The organism is Pseudomonas sp. SDO52101_S400 (genome assembly GCF_054071635.1).
In genome coordinates this window covers 94,940-115,235 of sequence record NZ_JBSVWF010000001.1, presented here as the reverse complement: position 1 = coordinate 115,235, position 20,296 = coordinate 94,940, and the positions used below count along the sequence as shown (strand labels likewise).

General features: G+C 64.0%; 2 protein-coding genes (1 of these 2 only partly in view). Both read right to left on the bottom strand.

From position 1 onward, the window contains the following. A protein-coding gene (locus ACW9HX_RS00435; RefSeq protein ID WP_457379018.1) for an amino acid adenylation domain-containing protein crosses the window boundary here: on the bottom strand, window positions 1-4,067 show its start. Its footprint begins 10,585 nt before the window's first position; the window shows 4,067 of its 14,652 coding nt (coding positions 1-4,067); the start codon lies at window positions 4,065-4,067; the stop codon falls past the left edge of the window. Then, window positions 4,064-20,296, bottom strand: a complete 16,233-nt coding sequence (locus tag ACW9HX_RS00430; RefSeq protein WP_457379017.1) for an amino acid adenylation domain-containing protein — start codon at window positions 20,294-20,296, stop codon at window positions 4,064-4,066. The genes ACW9HX_RS00435 and ACW9HX_RS00430 overlap by 4 nt, the downstream gene beginning before the upstream one ends.

Below are 20,296 nucleotides of genomic sequence, written 5' to 3'. Positions count from 1 at the left end.
GGCAGCACCAGCAAGCTCGGGGCCCCGGCCAGATTTTGCTGCCAGTAATCGCTCTGACGTTGCAGCACTTCACCACTCAACCAGCGGCGCTGCCAGATCGCGTAGTCAGCGTATTGCAGCGCCAGTGGCGGCAGCGGGTCGGCCTCACCCTGGCTGAACGCCTGATACAGCGCCATCAATTCACGGGTCAGCACGCCCATCGACCAGCCGTCGGAGATGATGTGGTGCAAGGTCAACAGCAGCACATGGTGATCGTCGGCCAGCCAGACCAAACGCCCGCGAATCAACGGATCGTGCTGCAAATCGAATGGGGTTGAGGCCTGTTCACGGAGCAAAGCCTGCAAGGCTTCGGCGGCGCGTGGCTGCTGACGCAGATCTTCGACCCGCAGCAACGCGTCGCTGTCGACCGGGGCAATCATCACCTGCACGTCATCGTCGCGCGGGACAAAACGACTGCGCAGGGTTTCGTGACGATCAATGATCCGTGCCAACGCCCGTTGCAACGCCGCCTCATCGAGATGACCGCGCAGGCGCAGACCCAGCGGGATGTTGTAGGCCGTGTTGACCCCCTCCATCCGCGCCAGAAACCACAGCCGTTGCTGGGCAAACGACAGCGGCAGCGCGCCGTCACGAGGCACTGGGACAATCGCCGGTTGCGAGCTGCGTCCGGCCTGGGCCAGCACTTCTGCGACCGCTGACAGCTCGGCATTGGCAAACAGCTCGCTCAGGACCAACTCGACCCCCAGGCGTTGGCGAACCTGAGACACCATGCGCATCGCCAGCAGCGAGTGGCCACCCAGTTCGAAAAAGTGGTCATGTCGCCCGACCCGCTCGACTTGCAGCACCTCCCCCCAGATCCGCGCCAACGCGGTTTCCAGTTCGCCTTGCGGTGCTTCGTACTCGCGGGTGAACAACGCCGCGCGATCCGGTGCCGGCAAGGCCTTGCGGTCGACCTTGCCGTTGGCGGTCAGTGGCAACGCGTCCAGCCGCACGAAGGCCGCTGGCACCATGTACTCGGGCAACTGCGCCAGCAGACAGGCGCGCAGCTCAGCCACCGGTTGCGGTTCGACCTGAGCCTGCTCGGTGTAATAGGCGACGAGGCGCGGCTGGCCGGGTTCGTCTTCACGGGCCAGCAATACCGCTTCCTGGATACCGGGGAGCTGGTTGAGACGGGTTTCAATCTCGCCCAGCTCGATGCGCACACCCCGGATTTTCACCTGATCGTCGTTGCGTCCCAGGTATTCGAGGGTGCCGTCGTCCTGCCAGCGCGCCAGGTCACCGGTGCGGTACATGCGCCCACTGTTGAACGGATCGTCGAGAAAGCGTTCGGCCGTCAGCTCCGGACGATTCAGATAACCCCGGGCAACCCCGGCGCCACCGACATACAACTCCCCCGCCACCCCGATGGGCACAGGACGTTGCTGCTCATCCAGCAGATAGATCGTGGCATTGCTCACTGGCCGACCGATGTGCAGCGTCTGTCCTGCGTCGATCTTGCCCGAGGTCGCCACCACTGTGGCTTCGGTCGGACCGTAGTTGTTGATCACATCAAAATGCTGGTGACGGCTGAACTGCCGCAAGCGATCGCCACCGATCAGCAGCGTGCGCAAGGTCGGGTGTTCGAGGTTCTGGCCAAAGGCGTATTCGGCCACCGGCGTTGGCAAGAAGCTCACATCCAGCGGTTGCGCGCGCCACCAGTCGAGCAAGGCGTCGATGTCTTCGTTGCCGTCACGGGCCGGGGCCAGGTGCAAGGTCGCGCCGGCACACAGGGCCGGCCAGACTTCCCAGGCCATGGCGTCGAAGCCGAACCCGGCAAGGCTTGACGTGTGGCGACCGGCGCACAGATCGAACGCACCACAGTGCCAGTCGACGAGGTTGGACAGGGTGCGGTGTTCGACCATCACGCCCTTGGGCAGACCGGTCGAGCCCGAGGTGTAGATCACGTAGGCGAGATGCTCGCAGGTCAGACCTGGTACTTGCGGGTCAAGGGCCAGACTCAGTGGCCAGGTACGGCGGTCGAGATCGATCACCGGGACGTCCAGCGTCGGCAGGCGATCGCGTAGATCGCTCTGGGTCAGCACCACAACCGGGGCGCTGTCGCTGAGCAGGTAGCTCAGGCGTTCGGTCGGATGCACCGGGTCGACCGGTACGTAGCCGGCCCCGGCCTTGAGAATCGCCAGCAGCCCGGCCAGCGTATCCAGCCCTCGGCGGGCAACGATGGCCACGCGATCATCGGGGCGAACGCCCAGGCTGATCAGATGATGGGCCAGGGCATTGGCGTGCAGGTTCAGCTCGGCATAGGTCACTTGTTCACCGAGGAACACCGCCGCCACCGCTTCCGGCCGCTCGATGACTTGCGCCTCGAAACGCTGATGAATGGTCAGCGCTTGCGGATAGTCGGCCCGGGTGGCGTTGAAGCCGCGCAGGATCTGCTCACGCTCCGCGTCGGGCAGAATCGGAACCTGGCTGATCGGCGAATCCGGCGCCTGTTCCAGCGCAGACACCAGACCGTTCAGGGCACCGAGCATGTAGTCGCACACCCGTTGCGGATCGACCTCAGTGGTGGCGAGCAAGGTCAGGCTGAAGGCGTCGCCCAGGTCATCGATACTCAGGGTCAGGGGATAATTGGTGCGCTCTTCCGAATGCAGGGTGGTGATGCCTTCCCACGCCGACAGGGTTTGTGCGCTGGCCGATCCGGCGCCATGGCTGTGGCGGTAATTGAGCAAGGCGCTGAACAGCGGCGTCGGTGCAGCCACGCTGCTGCAGCGCTGGGCCAGCGCCAGCGGCGCGTGTTCATGGCGCATCAAGGTGGTCAGGCGTGCGTGGATCGCCTGCACGGCGCTGCGCACGCTCTGGGTGTCGACATCGACTCGCACCGGCAAGGTGTTGATGAAGATGCCCAGCGCCCGGTCGGTGGCTTCGGCGCCTTGCAGACGTCCCATCAACACCGTGCCGAACACCACACGTTGCTTGCCGGCGAGCGTGGCCAGCACCTGCGCCCAGGCCAGGTGGAACAGACTGGCCGCGCTCACCCCAAGCTGCCGCGCCTGCCCCCGCAGGCGTTGGCTCAATATGGGTTCGACCGGCACGCTCAGTTCGGTGATGCCGTGCCCGTCGCCCTGCACATCCTGCAAACCGAACGGCAAGGTCGGCTCGTCGATATCACCGAGCATGTCGCGGAAGAACGTCTCGTGTTCGCGCTCGCTGACACCCAGCCGCGCCTGCGCCACGTAATCACGAAACGCGACCGGCCGCCCCAGCAGATTGCCCTGCCCCGTAAGGAACGCGCGCATCTCATGGCGCACCACGTCGAGTGCCGAGTGATCCAGTGCCATGTGATGAAACAGCAGTGTAGCGACGACTCGTTGCCCGGCTTCATCCCAGGCATGGGCCAGACGCATCATCGGCGCCCGGCCCACGTCCATGCGAAATTCCCGGGCATCGAAACGTTCATGCAAATACGCCAGCGCATCGCCTTCGGTTGGCACGACCTCTTCCACCGGCAGTTGGGCCTCACGCCAGACCATTTGCTGCGGCGTATCCAGCCCATCCCAGACCACCGCCGTACGGAGGATGTCGTGGCGATCGATCACAGCCTGCAAAGCCTGGACAAAAGCGTTCAAGCGTCCGCGATCGGCAAAGGCGAAATGCGCCTGCATCACGTAGGGGTCGCCCTGCGTGGCGCTGACATGGTGATAAAGAATGCCTTCCTGCAACGGTGCCAACGGGTAGATGTCCTGCACATTGGCAGCACCGCCCGGCACGTCGGCGACCAGACGATCGATGGTCGCCTGATCGAGTTCGGCCAAGGTCAGCATCGCCGGGGTAATTCGCGTGGTTCCGGGGGCAATGCCATTGGCCGGCACGTCGACCTGACCGCTCTTGGTGGCTGAATATTGCCCGGCCTTGATCAGCTCGATCAGCGCCGGTTTGTGCTCGCGCAACAGCGCCAGCACCGCCGGATCGCTCAGCGCCTGTTTGTTGCCCTGTACGCGCAACTGGTCGTCGGTGACCGCCAACTGGATGTCTTTTGCTTTGAGTGTTGCCAACAGTTCGATCACGTTCACAGGACGATCTCCATTCTTTCCGTAATTGCGGCGTAACCGGCCAGGGTGGGTTGTTCGAACAACGCCCTGACCTCGGCTTCCATGCCTTCCTGACGTAACCGGCCGATCAGACTGACCGCCAGCAATGAGTGCCCGCCCAGTTCAAAAAAGTTGTCGTGGCGCCCTACCCGTTCCACGTTGAGCAGTTCGGCCCAGAGTCCGGCGAGGAGAATTTCCACTTCGCCGACTGGTGCTTCGTATTCGCGGGTGATGACCGAGGCTTGATCCGGTGCCGGCAAGGCCTTGCGGTCGAGTTTGCCGTTCGGGCTCAGCGGCAATGCATCGAGGTGCACGAATACCGCAGGCACCATGTAATCCGGCAGGTGCTCCAGCAGATGACCGCGCAGCACATCGATTTCCAGACGCGCGCCGGTGTAGTAGGCAACCAGACGCTTGTCTCCCGGCACATCTTCGCGAGCCAGCACCGCCGCCTCCTGCACGCCTCCGATGTCGGTCAGGCGTGACTGGATTTCACCCAGTTCGATGCGCAGGCCACGGATCTTCACCTGATCGTCGTTGCGGCTCAGGTATTCGATGTTGCCGTCCGCGAGATAGCGGGCGACGTCGCCGGTGCGGTACATGCGGCCGTTTGGCTGGAACGGATCCTGAAGGAAACGTTCGGCGCTGAGTTCAGGACGGTTCAGATAACCGCGCGCCACTTGCACACCACCGATGTACAGCTCGCCGACCACGCCTTGCGGTACCGGTTGTTGCTGGGCATCAAGGATGTACATCCGGGTGTTGGCGATCGGTTTGCCGATGGGTGTGTTGTCCGGCGTTTGCTCCAGCGGCCCGGCGCAATCCCAGGCCGTAACGTCCACTGCCGCTTCGGTCGGGCCGTACAAATTGTGCAATCCGCTACCCGGCAACTGCTGCTTGAAGCGCCGCACCAGACTGCCCGGCAATGCTTCACCGCTGCACATCACCTGACTCAAACCGTTGCAACGGGCGGTGTCACCATGGGCGAGGAACACGTCGAGCATCGACGGCACGAAGTGCAGCGTGGTGATGCGTTCGCGCTCGATCACTTCGCTCAGGTACAGCGGATCCTTGTGTCCGCCAGGGCGCGCCATAACCAATCGGGCGCCAGTCATCAGTGGCCAGAAAAACTCCCAGACCGAAACGTCGAAGCTGAACGGGGTTTTCTGTAGCACCACGTCCTCAGCCGTCAGACGATAAGCGTCCTGCATCCACAGCAAGCGGTTGACCACCCCGAAATGCTCGTTGATCACGCCTTTCGGTTGGCCGGTCGAGCCGGAGGTGTAGATCACGTAGGCCGTGTGCTGCGGGGTCAATCCATCGACCGAAGGGTTATCGGACGACAGTGATTGCCAATTCTGGTGATCAAGATCGACCACCGGCACCGCGACTTCACCCAACAACCCACGAGTCGAACCCTGCACCAACACTGCCGACGGCGCGCTGTCCTCCAGCATGTAGGCCAGACGCTCCAGCGGATACGCCGGGTCCAGCGGCACATAACCGCCGCCAGCCTTCAGAATGGCCAGCAGCCCGACCACCATCTCCAGCCCGCGCTCGACGCAGATCGCCACTCGCGCATCCGGGCCAACGCCCAGTCCGCGCAGGTGATGGGCCAAACGGTTGGCCCGAGCGTTCAGCTCGGCATAGCTCAGCCGCTGTTCGCCGGAAAGTACCGCCACAGCCTGCGGCGACCGCGCGACCTGCGCCTCGAACAAACCATGGATGCTCTGCTGAAGGTCGTAGCCGACGTCCGTAGCATTCAAGTCGAACAACAGCCGCTGCCGCTCTGCCCCCTCAAGAATCGGCAAGCGATTCATCGCCTGCGTCGGTGCCTGCTCCAGCGCATCCACCAACGCCATCAACGCCGTTTGCATGTAGCCGCAAATCCGCTGCGCGCCAATGTCCGTCGGCACCATGGCAATCAGCGAGAAGCCGTTGCCCAGGTCATCGACGTTCAGGCTCAGCGGGTAGTTGGTGCGCTCTTCACTGCTGAGGGTCTCGATGCCCTGCCAGGCCTGGATCACGCTGTCCGAATGCACTGAACCGTGGCTGTGTCGATAGTTGAGCATCGCGCTGAACAGCGGCGACGGTGCCGCGATCCCGCTGCAACGCTGGGCCAATGCCAGCGAAGCGTGCTCATGCCCCAGCAACGCGGTGAGGCGCTGATGCGTCGCCTTGACCGCTTCACGCACCGGGATCTCCCCCAGATCGACCCGCAACGGCAAGGTGTTGATGAACATGCCCAGCGCGCGGTCGGCGCCCTGGCCCCCCTGCATCCGGCCCATCAGCACGGTGCCGAACACCACGTTGTCTTGCCCGGAAGTGGCCGCCAGTACCTGGGCCCAGGCAAGGTGGAACAGGCTGGCCACGCTGATACCCATCTGCCGCGCCTGACTGCGCAGACGCAGGTTCAGGCCGTTGTCGAGTACCTGCTGCACTTCCTCGATACCGCGTCCGTCGCCGCGCACATCGCGCAGGCTGAACGGCAGGGTCGGCTCGTCGATGTCGCCGAGCATGTCGCGGAAGAAAGCTTCATGTTCCGACTCCGAAACGCCCAGCCGCGCCTGCGCCACGTAATTGCGGTACGGCACTGCTGCAGGCAACGGCTCGTCAGCCCCGCGCAAGTACGCCTGCATTTCATGGCGCACCACTTCCAGCGCGGCGTGGTCGAGCACGATGTGATGGAACAGCAGCATCGCCACCACCCGGTCATGGGCCGGATCCCGGGCATACACCAGGCGCAGCAACGGCGCCTGGGCGATATCGAGGCGGTAATGTCGGGCATCGAACCGGGCATGCAACTGCTCAAGAATGTCGCCAGCCGCAGGTTCGAGCATGACCTCCTGCACCACGAGTTCAGCCTGACGCCACACAACCTGCACCGGCACGCTCAAGCCTTCCCACACCACGCCCGTACGCAGCACGTCATGGCGGTCGATGACGTGTTGCAACGCCGCGCTGAAACGCTGCAGACGTTCAAGGCTGTCGAACGCCAGCCGCGATTGCAGCAGGTAGGGATCACCCTCTCCCGCACTCAAGTGGTGGTAAAGAATGCCTTCCTGCAACGGTGCCAGCGGGTAGATATCCTGCACGTTGGCGGCGCCGCCCGGCACGCTGGACACCACGCGCTCGATGGCGGCCTGATCGAGCGTGACCAGCGTCAGCATGTCCGGGGTGATGCGGGTGCAATCGGCCGCGATGCGGTTGACCGGCACTTCGATTTCGCGACCGCTGCCCACGGCCGCAGCCAGTGCGGCCAGGGTCGGCTGACTGAACAGCACCCGCACATCTGTACTCAGGCCGATCTGGCGCATGCGCTCGATCAAGCTCACTGCCAGCAGGGAGTGCCCGCCCAGTTCAAAGAAGTGATCGTGACGCCCGACTCGCGCGACTTTCAGCACCTCGGCCCACAACCGGGCCAGGGCGATTTCGGTCTCGCCGACGGGAGGCTCGTATTCACGCACCAGCACCGATTCGGCACCGGGGGCCGGCAACGCCTTGCGATCCACCTTGCCGTTGGGGCTCAGTGGCAGGCCATCGAGCGCTACGAATGCCGACGGCACCATGTAATCGGCCAGGCGTGCGAGCAAGTGTTCGCGCAACGCCTCGATCCCCGGTTGCCCGGCCTCGGCGTGCCAGGTGAAGTACGCCACCAGACGTTCTTCACGCACCAGCACCACGGCTTCACGCAGGGCTGGATGGCTGAGCAGCTGCGCTTCGATTTCACCCGGCTCAAGGCGCAGGCCACGCAGTTTTACCTGGAAGTCGTTGCGCCCGATGAATTCGAGCTGGCCATCGGCGCGGTAGCGCACCAGGTCGCCCGTGGCGTACAACCGGTCGCCCGCCACGAACGGGCTCGGGATAAACCGTTCAGCCATCAACTGCGGCAACCCCAGATAACCCCGCGCAACCCCGGCACCGCCAATGAACAGCTGACCGATGACGCCCATCGGCACTGGCCGCTCGGCGGCGTCGAGTACGTACAGGCGGGTGTTGTTGATCGGCCGTCCGATCGGCAACGCGCTGTCCGGCACCGACATCGACGGTTCCAGGGTCCACACCGTGCTGTCGACCGTCGCTTCAGTCGGGCCGTAGACGTTGTGCAAACGCACTTGCGGAAGACGCTCGCGCACTCGGCGAGCCAGCGCCGGGGTCAGGTCACCACCGCCACAGAACACATCGGTGAGACTGCTGCACTGGCTGACCTCGTCCTGTTCAAGGAACTGTTGCAACAGCACCGGCACAAACTGGATCACGCTGATCCGCTGCTCTCGAATCACCTGCGCCAGATACGCCGGCTCGCGGTGTCCGTCAGGGCGCGCCAGCACCAGCCGCAGACCGGCGCTCAACGGCCAGAACAGCTCCCAGACCGAGGCATCGAAACTGAACGGGGTTTTCTGCAACAGGGCACTGTCCGTCACGACGGGACACAGCTGCGAACTCCAGTGCAACAGGTTGCCCACGCCACGGTGCTCGACCATCACGCCTTTCGGCGCACCGGTCGAACCGGAGGTGTAGATCACGTAGGCGAGGTTTGCGGCATTGAGGCCCGGCACTTGCGGGTTGTAGTCCGGGTTGAATTGCCAGTGATCCTGATCCAGATCGATCACCAAGGCAGTGCTTCCGTCGAGCAATGCGCGAGTCGCCCCATGTACCAGCACCACCACCGGGGCGCTGTCCTTGAGCATGTAATCCAGACGTTCCGCCGGATACGCCGGGTCCAGCGGCACATAGGCACCGCCCGCCTTGAGAATACCGAGCAGACCGACCATCAGTTCCAGCCCCCGCTCGACACAGATCGCCACCCGCGAATCCGGCCCCACGCCCAGTTCACGCAGGTGATGAGCCAGACGATTGGCCTGTGCGTTGAGTTCGGCGTAGGTCAGCCGCTGTTCACCGGCTTGCAATGCGATGGCTTGCGGTGTGCGTTGGACTTGCGCTTCGAAGAGTGCGTGAACGGTTTGGTCCAGATCGTCTGCGGTGCCGGTGACGTTAAGGTCGTACAGCACCTGCTGACGTTCTGCGCCTTCAAGGATCGGCAAGCGATTCAGCGGCTGATCCGGCGACTGTTCCAGGGCGTCCGCCAGTTTTTCCAGCGCGGTCTGCATGTAATCGCAGATCCGCCGCGAACCGATGCTCGCGGGGGTCATGGCGGTGAGCACGAACCCGTTGCCCAGATCATCGACACCCAGGCTCAGCGGATAGTTGGTGCGCTCTTCGCTGCTCAGGGTCTCGATGCCTTGCCAGGCCTGACGCACGTTTTGCTGTTGCGCCTCGTCGGCGCTGTGCCGGTAGTTGAGCATCGAACTGAACAGCGGCGACGGTGCGGCCACACCGCTGCAACGCTGGGCCAGCGCCAATGACGCGTGCTCATGGCCGAGCAATGCGCTGAGTCGCGAATGAGTCGCCCGAGCCCCTTCGCGCACCGAGGTTTCACCGAGATCGACCCGCAGCGGCAAGGTGTTGATGAACATCCCCAACGCCCGGTCAGCCCCTTCGCCGCCCTGCATCCGGCCCATCAGCACCGTGCCGAACACCACCTGTTCCTGCCCGGACGTCGCCGCCAGTACCTGCGCCCACGCGAGGTGGAACAGGCTGGCCACGCTGATACCCAGTTGTCGGGCCAGGCTGCGCAGACGCTGACCGATGGCGGCGGTCAGGGCCTGTTGCGTTTCCTCGATGTCGCCACCGTCACCTTGTACATCCTGCAAGCCGAACGGCAGGGTCGGCTCGTCGATATCGCCGAGCATGTCGCGGAAGAACGCTTCGTGCTCCTGCTCGCTGACACCCAGCCGCGCCTGCGCCACGTAATTACGATAAGGCACGGCCGCCCCCAGCGAGGCTTGGCGTCCTTGCAGGCAGGCGAGCATTTCGTGCTGCACCACGTCCAGCGCGGTGTGGTCCATCACGACATGGTGGAACAGCAACATCGCGACCACCCGGTCGTGAGCCGGATCACGGGCATACACCAGACGCAGCAACGGTGCCTGGCTGATGTCGAGGCGGTAGTGACGGGCATCGAAACGTCCGTGCAGCTGCTCAAGGACGTCGCCATCCGCCGGGTCGAGCACGATTTCCTGCACCGGCAACTCGACATGACGCCAGACGACTTGCATCGGTTCGGCCAGTTCCTGCCAGATCACCGCCGTGCGCAGGATGTCGTGGCGTGCCATGACCTGACGCAGCGCCACCGCGAAGCTCTCGACCCGTTCGACGCTGTCGAAGGCCAGCCGCGATTGCAGCAGGTACGGGTCGCCGTGCTCCGCGCTCAAGTGGTGATAAAGGATGCCTTCCTGCAACGGCGCCAGCGGATAAATGTCCTGCACGTTGGCGGCGCCGCCCGGCACCGTGGCAATGATCCGATCGATGCTCGGCTGATCCAGTTCGGCCAGGCTCAGCAAGTCCGGGGTGATGTGGCTGCAATCAGTTGGAATGCGGTTGGCCGGCACTTCGATTTCGCGACCACTGCCCACCGCAGCCGCCAGTGCGGCCAGGGTCGGCTGACTGAACAGCACGCGCACGTCGGTGTTCAGGCCGATCTGGCGCAGGCGTTCGATCAGGCTCACGGCCAGCAGCGAATGACCGCCCAGTTCGAAGAAGTTGTCGTGACGACCGACTTTTTCCAGTTTCAGGACATCGGCCCAGATCTGCGCCAACGCAGTTTCTACCGCACCTTGCGGGGCTTCATATTCGCGGCTGAGCCAGGCGTTCTGATCCGGTTCCGGCAAGGCCTTGCGGTCGAGTTTGCCGTTGGCGGTGAGCGGCAAGGCGTCGAGTCGCACGTAAGCCGCCGGGATCAAGGCTTGCGGCAGAAGCCCTTGCAGATGATTGCGCAAGGCTTCGATAGCAGTCGGCGCACGCTCGGTGAACCACACCAGCAACTGCCCGTCGCGTACCAGCGCCACCGCGTCCTGCACCGCCGGATGACTGGCCAGCGCCGCTTCGATTTCTCCCAGCTCGACCCGCACACCGCGCAGTTTCACCTGATCGTCGTTGCGGCCCAGGTATTCGATATTGCCGTCCGCCAGCCAGCGCGCGAGGTCGCCGGTGCGATACATCCGCGCCTGCGGCTGATCGCTGAACGGGTCGGTGAGAAAGCGTTCGGCGGTCAGGTCGGGACGTTTCAGATAACCCCGCGCCACGCCAGCGCCGGCGACGTACAACTCGCCCGTCACACCCACCGGCACCGGACGTTGCTGGTCATCGAGCAGATAGATGCGGGCGTTGGCCATCGGACGACCGATGTGCAGTGGTTGCCCGATGTCCACCGGGCCGGACGTGGCGACCACCGTGGCCTCGGTCGGACCGTAGTTGTTGATCACCGCGAAGGTTTGCTCACGATTGAACTGGCGCAGCTTGTCGCCACCGATCAGCAAGGTGCGCAGGGTCGGGTGTTGCAGCTCGCGGCTGAAGGCGTATTCGGCCACCGGCGTTGGCAGGAAACTCACCTGCAACGGCTGCGCTCGCCACCAGTCGAGCAACTCGTCCAGGTGCTCATTGCTCACCGATTCCGGCGGCAGGTGCAGGGTCGCGCCGACGCACAGCGCCGGCCAGACTTCCCAGGCCATCGCATCGAAACCGAACCCCGCAACGCTGGCGGTATGGCTGCCGGCGTGCAGGTCGAAGGCTTCGGCGTGCCAATGCACGAGGTTTTCCAGGGTCGCGTGTTCGACCATCACCCCTTTCGGCTGGCCGGTGGAGCCCGAGGTGTAGATCACGTACGCCAGGTGCGTCGGGGTCAAGTACGGCAGGGTTGGGTTAGTGTCAGGCAGGTGTTGCCAGGCGTCGCTGTCCAGATCGATCACCGGCATCATGCCCAGCAGCTCCCGGGTGGAAGCCTGTGCGAGCACGGCCACCGGATCGCTGTCCTGCAACAGGTAGGCGATGCGCTCCGCCGGGTGCGCCGGATCCACCGGCACATAACCGGCGCCGGCCTTGAGAATCGCCAGCAGCCCGACCAGCATCTGCGGGCCGCGACGCACGCAGAGCGCGACGCGGTCGTCCGGTTGCACGCCAAGGCCGATCAAGTGATGGGCCAGTCGGTTGGCGCGTTGATTGAGCTGACCGTAGGTCAGCTGTTGCGCACCTTGAATCACGGCGAGGGCCTGCGGATTGCGCTCGGCCTGAACCTCGATCATTGCGTGAATCGTTGCGCCACGGGGATAGGCCGTGACCGGAGGATTGAAACCCTCGACCAGACGTTCCAGTTCCGCCGTCGAAAGGATCGGCAAACGGTTCAGCGGCTTTTGCGGCGTCTGTTCCAGCGCCTGCACCAGGTGCTCCAGCGCCGTGTGCATATAGCTGCAAATCCGTTGCGCGCCGATCTGGCTAACCGCCAGAACCGACAAGGCAAAGCCTTCACCCAGATCGTCCACGCTCAGGGTCAACGGGTAGTTGGTGCGCTCTTCACCCCCGAGTTTTTGCACGCCCTCCCAGATACCCTGGCCGTTCTGCGACGGCTGTGCAGGTGCACTGTGACGGTAGTTGAACAAGGCACTGAACAACGGCGACGACGCCGCGACACCACTGCAACGCTGGGCCAGCGCCAGCGAGGCGTGTTCATGCCCCAGCAATGTGGTCAGTCGCGCATGGGTTGCCTTGACGCCGTCCCGCGCACCAGCACCGACATCGATGCGCAGCGGCAAGGTGTTGATGAATACCCCCAGCGCCCGGTCGGCGCCATCGCCACCTTGCATCCGACCCATCATCACCGTGCCGAACACCACATCGCGGCGGTTCGACAGCACGCCCAGCACTTGCGCCCAGGCCAGGTGCATCAGGCTGGCCGCGCTCACGCCCAGTTGCCGCGCCTGTTCACGCAGACGTCCGTTGAGTTCGGCAGCCACCGGTTGCAGCGCTTCCTCGACGCCGTGACCGTCGCCCTGCACATCCCGCAGACCCAGCGGTAGCGTTGGTTCGTCAATGTCGCCGAGCATCTCGCGGAAAAAAGCTTCGTGTTCCTGCTCGCTGAGCCCCAGGCGTGCCTGGGCGACATAGTTGCGATAAGGGATCGGCGCCGAAAGGTGGTCGATCTCACCGAACATCACACCGCGCATTTCATCGACGATCACCTCCAGCGCGGTGTGATCGAGGATCAGGTGATGGGACAGCAGGATCGCCACCACGCGCTGCTGTTTCGGGTCTTCGGCATAGACCATGCGCAGCAGGGGCGCCTGGCTGATGTCGAGGCGGTAGTGACGGGCGTCGAAACGCTCGTGCAACTGCTCGAGGATGTCACCCTGCGCCGGATCCAGCGTTACGTGCTGCACGGCCAGCTCGGCGTGGCGCCACACCACTTGATGAGGGTTCGCCAGGCCTTCGTGGACAACGCTGGTGCGCAGGATGTCGTGCCGTGCGATGACCTGCTGCAAGGTGTCGGTGAAGGTGCGCAGACGCTCGACACTGTCGAAGGCCAGCCGCGATTGCAGCAGGTACGGGTCGCCGTGCTCCGCGCTCAAGTGGTGATAAAGGATGCCTTCCTGCAACGGCGCCAGCGGATAAATGTCCTGCACGTTCACGGCGCCGCCGGGCACCGTGGCAACGATGCGGTCGATGCTCGGCTGATCCAGTTCGGCCAGGCTCAGCAGGTCCGGGGTGATGTGGGTGCAATCAGCAGGAATGCGGTTGGCCGGCACTTCGATTTCGCGACCACTGCCTACCGCTGCGGCCAAGGCGGCCAAAGTCGGCTGGCTGAACAGCACGCGCACGTCAGTGTTGAGGCCGATCTGGCGCAGGCGTTCGATCAGGGTGACTGCCAGCAACGAGTGGCCGCCCAGCTCGAAGAAGTTGTCGTGACGTCCAACCTTTTCCAGCTTCAACACGTCGGCCCAGACCTGTGCCAGCGCGTTTTCTACCGGGCCTTGCGGAGCTTCGTATTCGCGGCTGAGCCACGCGCTTTGATCCGGCTCCGGCAAGGCCTTGCGGTCGAGTTTGCCGTTGGCGGTCAGCGGCAAGGCGTCGAGTCGCACGTAAGCCACCGGGATCAGCGCTTGCGGCAGAAGCGTTTGCAGATGATTGCGCAGAGCTTCGATGTCGGTCGGCGCTCGCTCGGTAAACCACACCAGCAATTGCCCGTCGCGTACCAGTGCCACCGCGTCCTGCACCGCCTGGTGACTGACCAGCGCGGCTTCGATTTCTCCCAGTTCAACCCGCACACCGCGCAGTTTCACCTGATCGTCGTTGCGGCCCAGGTACTCGATGTTGCCGTCCGCCAGCCAGCGCGCAAGGTCGCCAGTGCGGTACATCCGCGCCCGTGGCTGGTCGCTGAACGGGTCGGCGAGAAAGCGTTCGGTGGTCATTTCAGGACGGTTCAGGTAACCCCGCGCCACACCGGCGCCGGCGACGTACAACTCACCGGTGACGCCCACCGGCACTGGCCGTTGCTGGTCATCCAGAATGTAAACCTTGGCGTTGGCAATCGGCCGGCCGATGTGCAGCGATTGACCCACTTCAACCGGGCCGGACGTCGCGACCACCGTGGCCTCGGTCGGGCCGTAGTTGTTGATCACCGCAAAGGTCTGCTCCCGATTGAACTGACGCAGCTTGTCGCCGCCGATCAGCAAGGTACGCAAAGTCGGGTGTTGCAACTCGCGGCTGAACGCATATTCGGCCACCGGCGTCGGCAGGAAACTCACCTGCAACGGCTGCGCTCGCCACCAGTCGAGCAACTCGTCCAGGTGCTCATTGCTCACCGACTCCGGCGGCAAGTGCAGGGTCGCGCCGACGCACAGCGCTGGCCAGACTTCCCAGGCCATCGCATCGAAACCGAACCCCGCAACGCTGGCGGTGTGGCTGCCGGCGTGCAGGTCGAAGGCTTCGGCGTGCCAGTGCACGAGGTTTTCCAGGGTCGCGTGTTCAACCATCACCCCTTTCGGCTGGCCGGTGGAGCCCGAGGTGTAGATCACGTACGCCAGGTGCGTCGGGGTCAAGTACGGCAGGGTTGGGTTAGTGTCAGGCAGGTGTTGCCAGGCGTCGCTGTCCAGATCGATCACCGGCATCATGCCCAGCAGCTCCCGGGTGGAAGCCTGTGCGAGCACGGCCACCGGATCGCTGTCCTGCAACAGGTAGGCGATGCGCTCCGCCGGGTGCGCCGGATCCACCGGCACATAACCGGCGCCAGCCTTGAAAATCGCCAGCAGCCCGACCAGCATCTGCGGGCCGCGACGCACACAGAGTGCAACCCGGTCGTCCGGTTGCACGCCGAGGCCGATCAAGTGATGGGCCAGTCGGTTGGCCCGTTGATTCAGTTCTTCATAGGTCAACGCGGTGTTGCCATGCACCGCTGCCATGGCTTGCGGATGCTTCGTCACCTGCTGTTCGAACAGACGATGAACCGTCAACGCCGCCGGGTAATCCCGTTGAGTGGCGTTGAAATCGACGAGCAATTGCCGACGTTCATCCAGCGGCAAAATCGACAACTGATCGACACTCAGTTGCGGCGTCTGCTCCAGCGCCTGCACCAAACTGTCGAAGGCGACATTGATGTACTCGCAGACCCGCGCACCGTCGATGCCCGGCACCGCTTGCACACTCAGACGCAAGCCTTCGCCAAGGTCATCGACGCTGACCACCAGCGGATAGTTGCTGCGCTCGCGGGAGCTGAGCAATTCAATGCCATCGAGGGTCAGCCCCGCAGCCTGCGGTGCACTGTGGCGATAGTTGAGCAACGTGCCGAACAGCGGCAGCGAGCCGCAAACCCCGCTGCAACGCTGGGCCAATGCCAGCGACGCTTGCTCATGCGCGAGCAATTGCGCCAGCCGTTCATGGGTGGCGAGCACGCTTTCGCGCACCGCCGTGGCATTCACGCTGACGCGCAGCGGCAAGGTGTTGATAAACAGGCCCAACGCCCGGTCGGCGCCCTCGCCGCCCTGCATCCGGCCCAGCAACACCGTGCCGAACACCACCTCGTCCCGGCCGGAAATCTGCGCCAGGACCTGCGCCCAGGCCTGGTGCGCCAGACTCGCCACGCTGATACCGAGCCGGCGCGCCTGCTCGCGCAGACGCAAGGCCAGCGCGGTATCCAGCGTGAGTTGACTGTCGACTACAGCACTACCGTCGCCGTGCACGTCCTGCACGCCGAACGCCAGGGTCGGCTCGTCGATGTCGCCGAGCATGTCGCGGAAAAATCCTTCGTGCGCCTCGACATCCGCGCCAAGCCGTGCCTGCGCGACGTAGTTGCGGTACTGCACCGGGGTCGCCAGTTCGGCGGCGTGGCCATGCAGCACGCTGTTCATCTCGCTCACCAGCACTTCCAGCGCGGTGTGATCGAGCATCAGGTGGTGCATCAGCAGGATGCCGACCCAGCGTTGTTGCTGTGGGTCCTCGGTGTAGGCAAAACGCATCATCGGTGCGCGGCCCAGATTCAGACGATACTCACGCGGGTCGAAACGCGCCTGCATCTGTTGCAGCACGTCGCCTTCCAGTGTTTCCTCATCCACCCGCTCAAGCGCCAATGGCGCCGCACGCCAGACCACTTGCACCGGCTCTTCGAGGCCTTCCCAGACCACGCTGGAACGCAGGATGTCGTGGCGTGCGATCACCACGTTGACGGCGCGGACGAACGCCTTGATCGACTTGATCCCGTCAAACACGAACTGCGCCTGCAACACATAAGGATCGCCGGCAGTCGCAGCCATGTGGTGATACAGAATCCCCGCCTGCAACGGCGCCAGCGCATAGATGTCCTGCACGTTGGCGACACCGCCGGGAACGCTTTTCACCACCCGGTCGATACCGGCCTGATCCAGCGTGGCCAGAGGCAGCATGTCTGGGGTGATGCGTTGGCAATCAGGGCTGATGCGATTGACCGGCACTTGAACGCTGGACGACGCGCCCAGGGTTGCCGCCAGTTCCGCCACGGTAGGCCGGCCGAACAGGACCCGCACATCGCAGCTCAATTCCTGCTGGCGCATGCGCTCGACCAGTTTCACCGCCAGCAAGGAATGGCCGCCCAGTTCGAAGAAATTGTCATGCCGCCCGACCTGTTCGACGTTCAGCAAGGTCTGCCAGATCTCGGCGATGCGACATTCCACATCGCCGACCGGAGCCTCGTACCCGCGCAGCAACTGGCTGCCTTGATCCGGCGCCGGCAAGGCCTTGCGGTCGAGTTTGCCGTTGGGGCTCAGGGGCATGGCGTCAAGATGGACGAACGCCGTCGGCACCATGTAATCCGGCAATTGCTCCAGCAGATGGCTGCGCAGTTCGCCGATCTCCAGCGGCTCGCCGGTGTAGTACGCCACCAGCCGAGGTTCGCCAGCCACGTCTTCGCGCACCAGCACTTCGGCGGCGAGCACGGTGTCGAGTTGAATCAGCCGCGCCTGGATTTCGCCCGGTTCAATGCGCAAGCCGCGAATCTTTACCTGATCGTCATTGCGACCGAGATATTCAAGGTTGCCATCGTCCCGATAGCGGCACAGGTCACCGGTACGGTACAGCCGGGCGTTCGGCTGATCGCTGAACGGATCCTCGAGGAAACGCTCGGCGGTGAGCGATGCAAGATTCAGGTATCCACGCGTCACTTGCACCCCGCCGATGTACAACTCACCGGCCACGCCCAGCGGCAGCGGCTGCAACTGTTCATCGAGAATATACAAACGGGTGTTGCTGACTGGCCGGCCGATTGGCAGCAGAGCTTCTGGCACCGGCATCGACGGCTCCAGCGTCCACACCGTGCTGTCGACCGTGGCTTCGGTCGGGCCGTAGACGTTGTGCAAACGCACCTGCGGCAGACGCTCGCGCACTTGACGGGCCAACGCCGGGGTCAGCTCGCCGCCGCCACAGAAAACATCCGTGAGGCTGGTGCACTGGCTGACGTCTTCCACCTCGAGGAACTGTTGCAGCAGCGCCGGGACAAACTGAATCACGCTGATGCACTGCTCGCACACCACTTGCGTCAGATACGCTGGTTCGAAGTGTGCGTCGGGGCGCGCCAGCACCAGGCGCAGGCCTGCCGTCAGAGGCCAGAACAGCTCCCAGACCGAGGCATCGAAACTGTAAGGCGTTTTCTGCAACAGGGCGCCGTCCGCCACGGGCGGGCACACCTGCGAACTCCAATGAAGCAGATTGCCCAGGCCACGGTGCTCGACCATCACCCCTTTCGGCGTGCCGGTAGAGCCCGAGGTGTAGATCACGTAGGCCAGGTTCGAAGCGTTCAGGCCCGGCACCTGAGGATTGTGCTCGGGGTAGTCCTGCCAGTGATCCTGATCGAAATCGAGCAACGGCACGCCACCCGCCTCGAACATCGTCCGGGTCGCGCCATGCACCAGCACCGCCATCGGGGCGCTGTCCTTGAGCATGTAATTCAGGCGCTCCACCGGGTACGCCGGATCCAGCGGCACATAAGCGCCGCCAGCCTTGAGAATGCCCAGCAGGCCGACCACCAGTTCAGGCCCGCGCTCGACGCAGATTGCTACGGGCGTATCCGGCCCGACACCCAGTTCACACAATCGGTGAGCCAGGCGATTGGCCCGTGCATTGAGTTCGACGTATGTCAGTTGCTGCGCATCGGCCTGCAAGGCGATGGCCTGCGGCGTGCGCTCGACTTGAGCCTCGAACAGGCGGTGAACGGTCTGTTGCAGATCGACATCGACGCGGCTGTCATTGAAGTCCACCAGCAACTGTTGCCGCTCATGCGTCGGCAAAATCGGCAACTGGTGGATCAGCGTCTCAGGCGACTGTTCCAGAGCATCGAGCAAGCCGTCGAGTGCGGTTTGCACGTAGCCGCAGACGCGTTCGGCGCCAATGCCGGTCGGGGCGATGGCGGACAACCGGAAACCACTGCCCAGGTCATCGACGCTCAGGGTCAGCGGGTAGTTGGTCGGTTCCTTGCCACTCAGGACCTGGACGCCGGGCGCCAGTTCGATCACCTCGGCAACATCACCGACAGCACTGTGGCGATAGTTGAGCATGGCGCTGAACAACGGGGTCTGCGCGCTCAGCGCGCTGCAACGCTGGGCCAGTGCCAGCGAGGCCTGTTCGTGGGCGAGCAATGCGCTCAACCGACGGTGCGTGGCGAGCACGCCGTCGTAAACGCTTAGCGCACCGACATCGACCCGCAGCGGCAAGGTGTTGATGAACATGCCCAACGCCTGCTCGCCGCCGTCGCCCGCCTCCATCCGCCCCAGCAACACGGTGCCGAACACCACCGAGGTGCGCCCGGACAATTGGCCCAATACCCGCGCCAGCGCCAGGTGCATCAGGCTCGCCACGCTCACGCCGAGTTGCCGCGCCTGCGTGCGCAGTCGCAGGTTCAGTGCGTCGCTGAGCGTCAGTTGCGCGTCTTCGAAGTCCTGTCCGCCGCCGTGAACATCCTGCAAGCCCCACGGCAACGTCGGCTCGTCGATGTCACCGAGCATCTCCCGGAAAAACGTTTCGTGGGCCTGCTCATCGAGCGCCATGCGCGCCCGCGCCAGGTGATTGCGAAACGGCACCGCCGGCGCGACGTGTTCGCTTTGCCCTTGCAGCCAGGCCTGGATTTCCCGGCGCACCACGTCCAGCGCCACGTGGTCGATGATCATGTGATGGAACAGCAATAGCGCGACGATCCGGTCCTGCGCCGGATCCCGGGCATAGACCAGCCGCAGCAACGGCGCCTGTTGCAGATCGAGGCGCAAGTGGCGGGCGTCGTAACGCGCCTGCAACTGGCTGAACACATCCGTGGAGGTGTCGAGCTGCACCTCTTCGCAGACCAGCGGTGCCTGGCGCCATACCACTTGCACCGGCTCGTCCAGGCGTTCCCAGACAAACGAGGTACGCAGAATGTCGTGACGGTCGATCACCCATTGCAACGCCTGGGCAAATGCGTCGAGGCGCTCGTGATTGTCGAAGGTGAACTGTGCCTGTTGCACATACAGATCACCTTCACCGGCCGCCAGGTGCAGATACAGCATGCCCTCCTGCAACGGCGCCAGCGGATAGATGTCCTGCACATTCGCCACGCCGCCCGGCACAGTGTCCACGATGCGGTCGATGGCCGGCTGATCCAGTTCCACCAGCGGCAGCATGTCCGGGGTGATGCGCAGGGCCGGGCTCGACCAGTCGCCGCCGTGGCTCGCCACCAGTTCCAGCAATTGCGCCTTGTGCTTGGCGAGGCTGTCCCACAACGCGTCGTCCAGCGCGTCGTCGTTGCCCAGAATGACCAGGTCTTCATCGTCCTGTTGAAGGCGGATCGCATGGGTGGAAATAACGGCCATCAGCTCGCGAAATTGCAT

What these genes read in the sequence shown, in the direction of transcription:
- ACW9HX_RS00430 (WP_457379017.1), bottom strand. Translation starts at nt 20,296, where the DNA reads ATGCAATTTCGCGAGCTGATGGCCGTTATTTCCACCCATGCGATCCGC.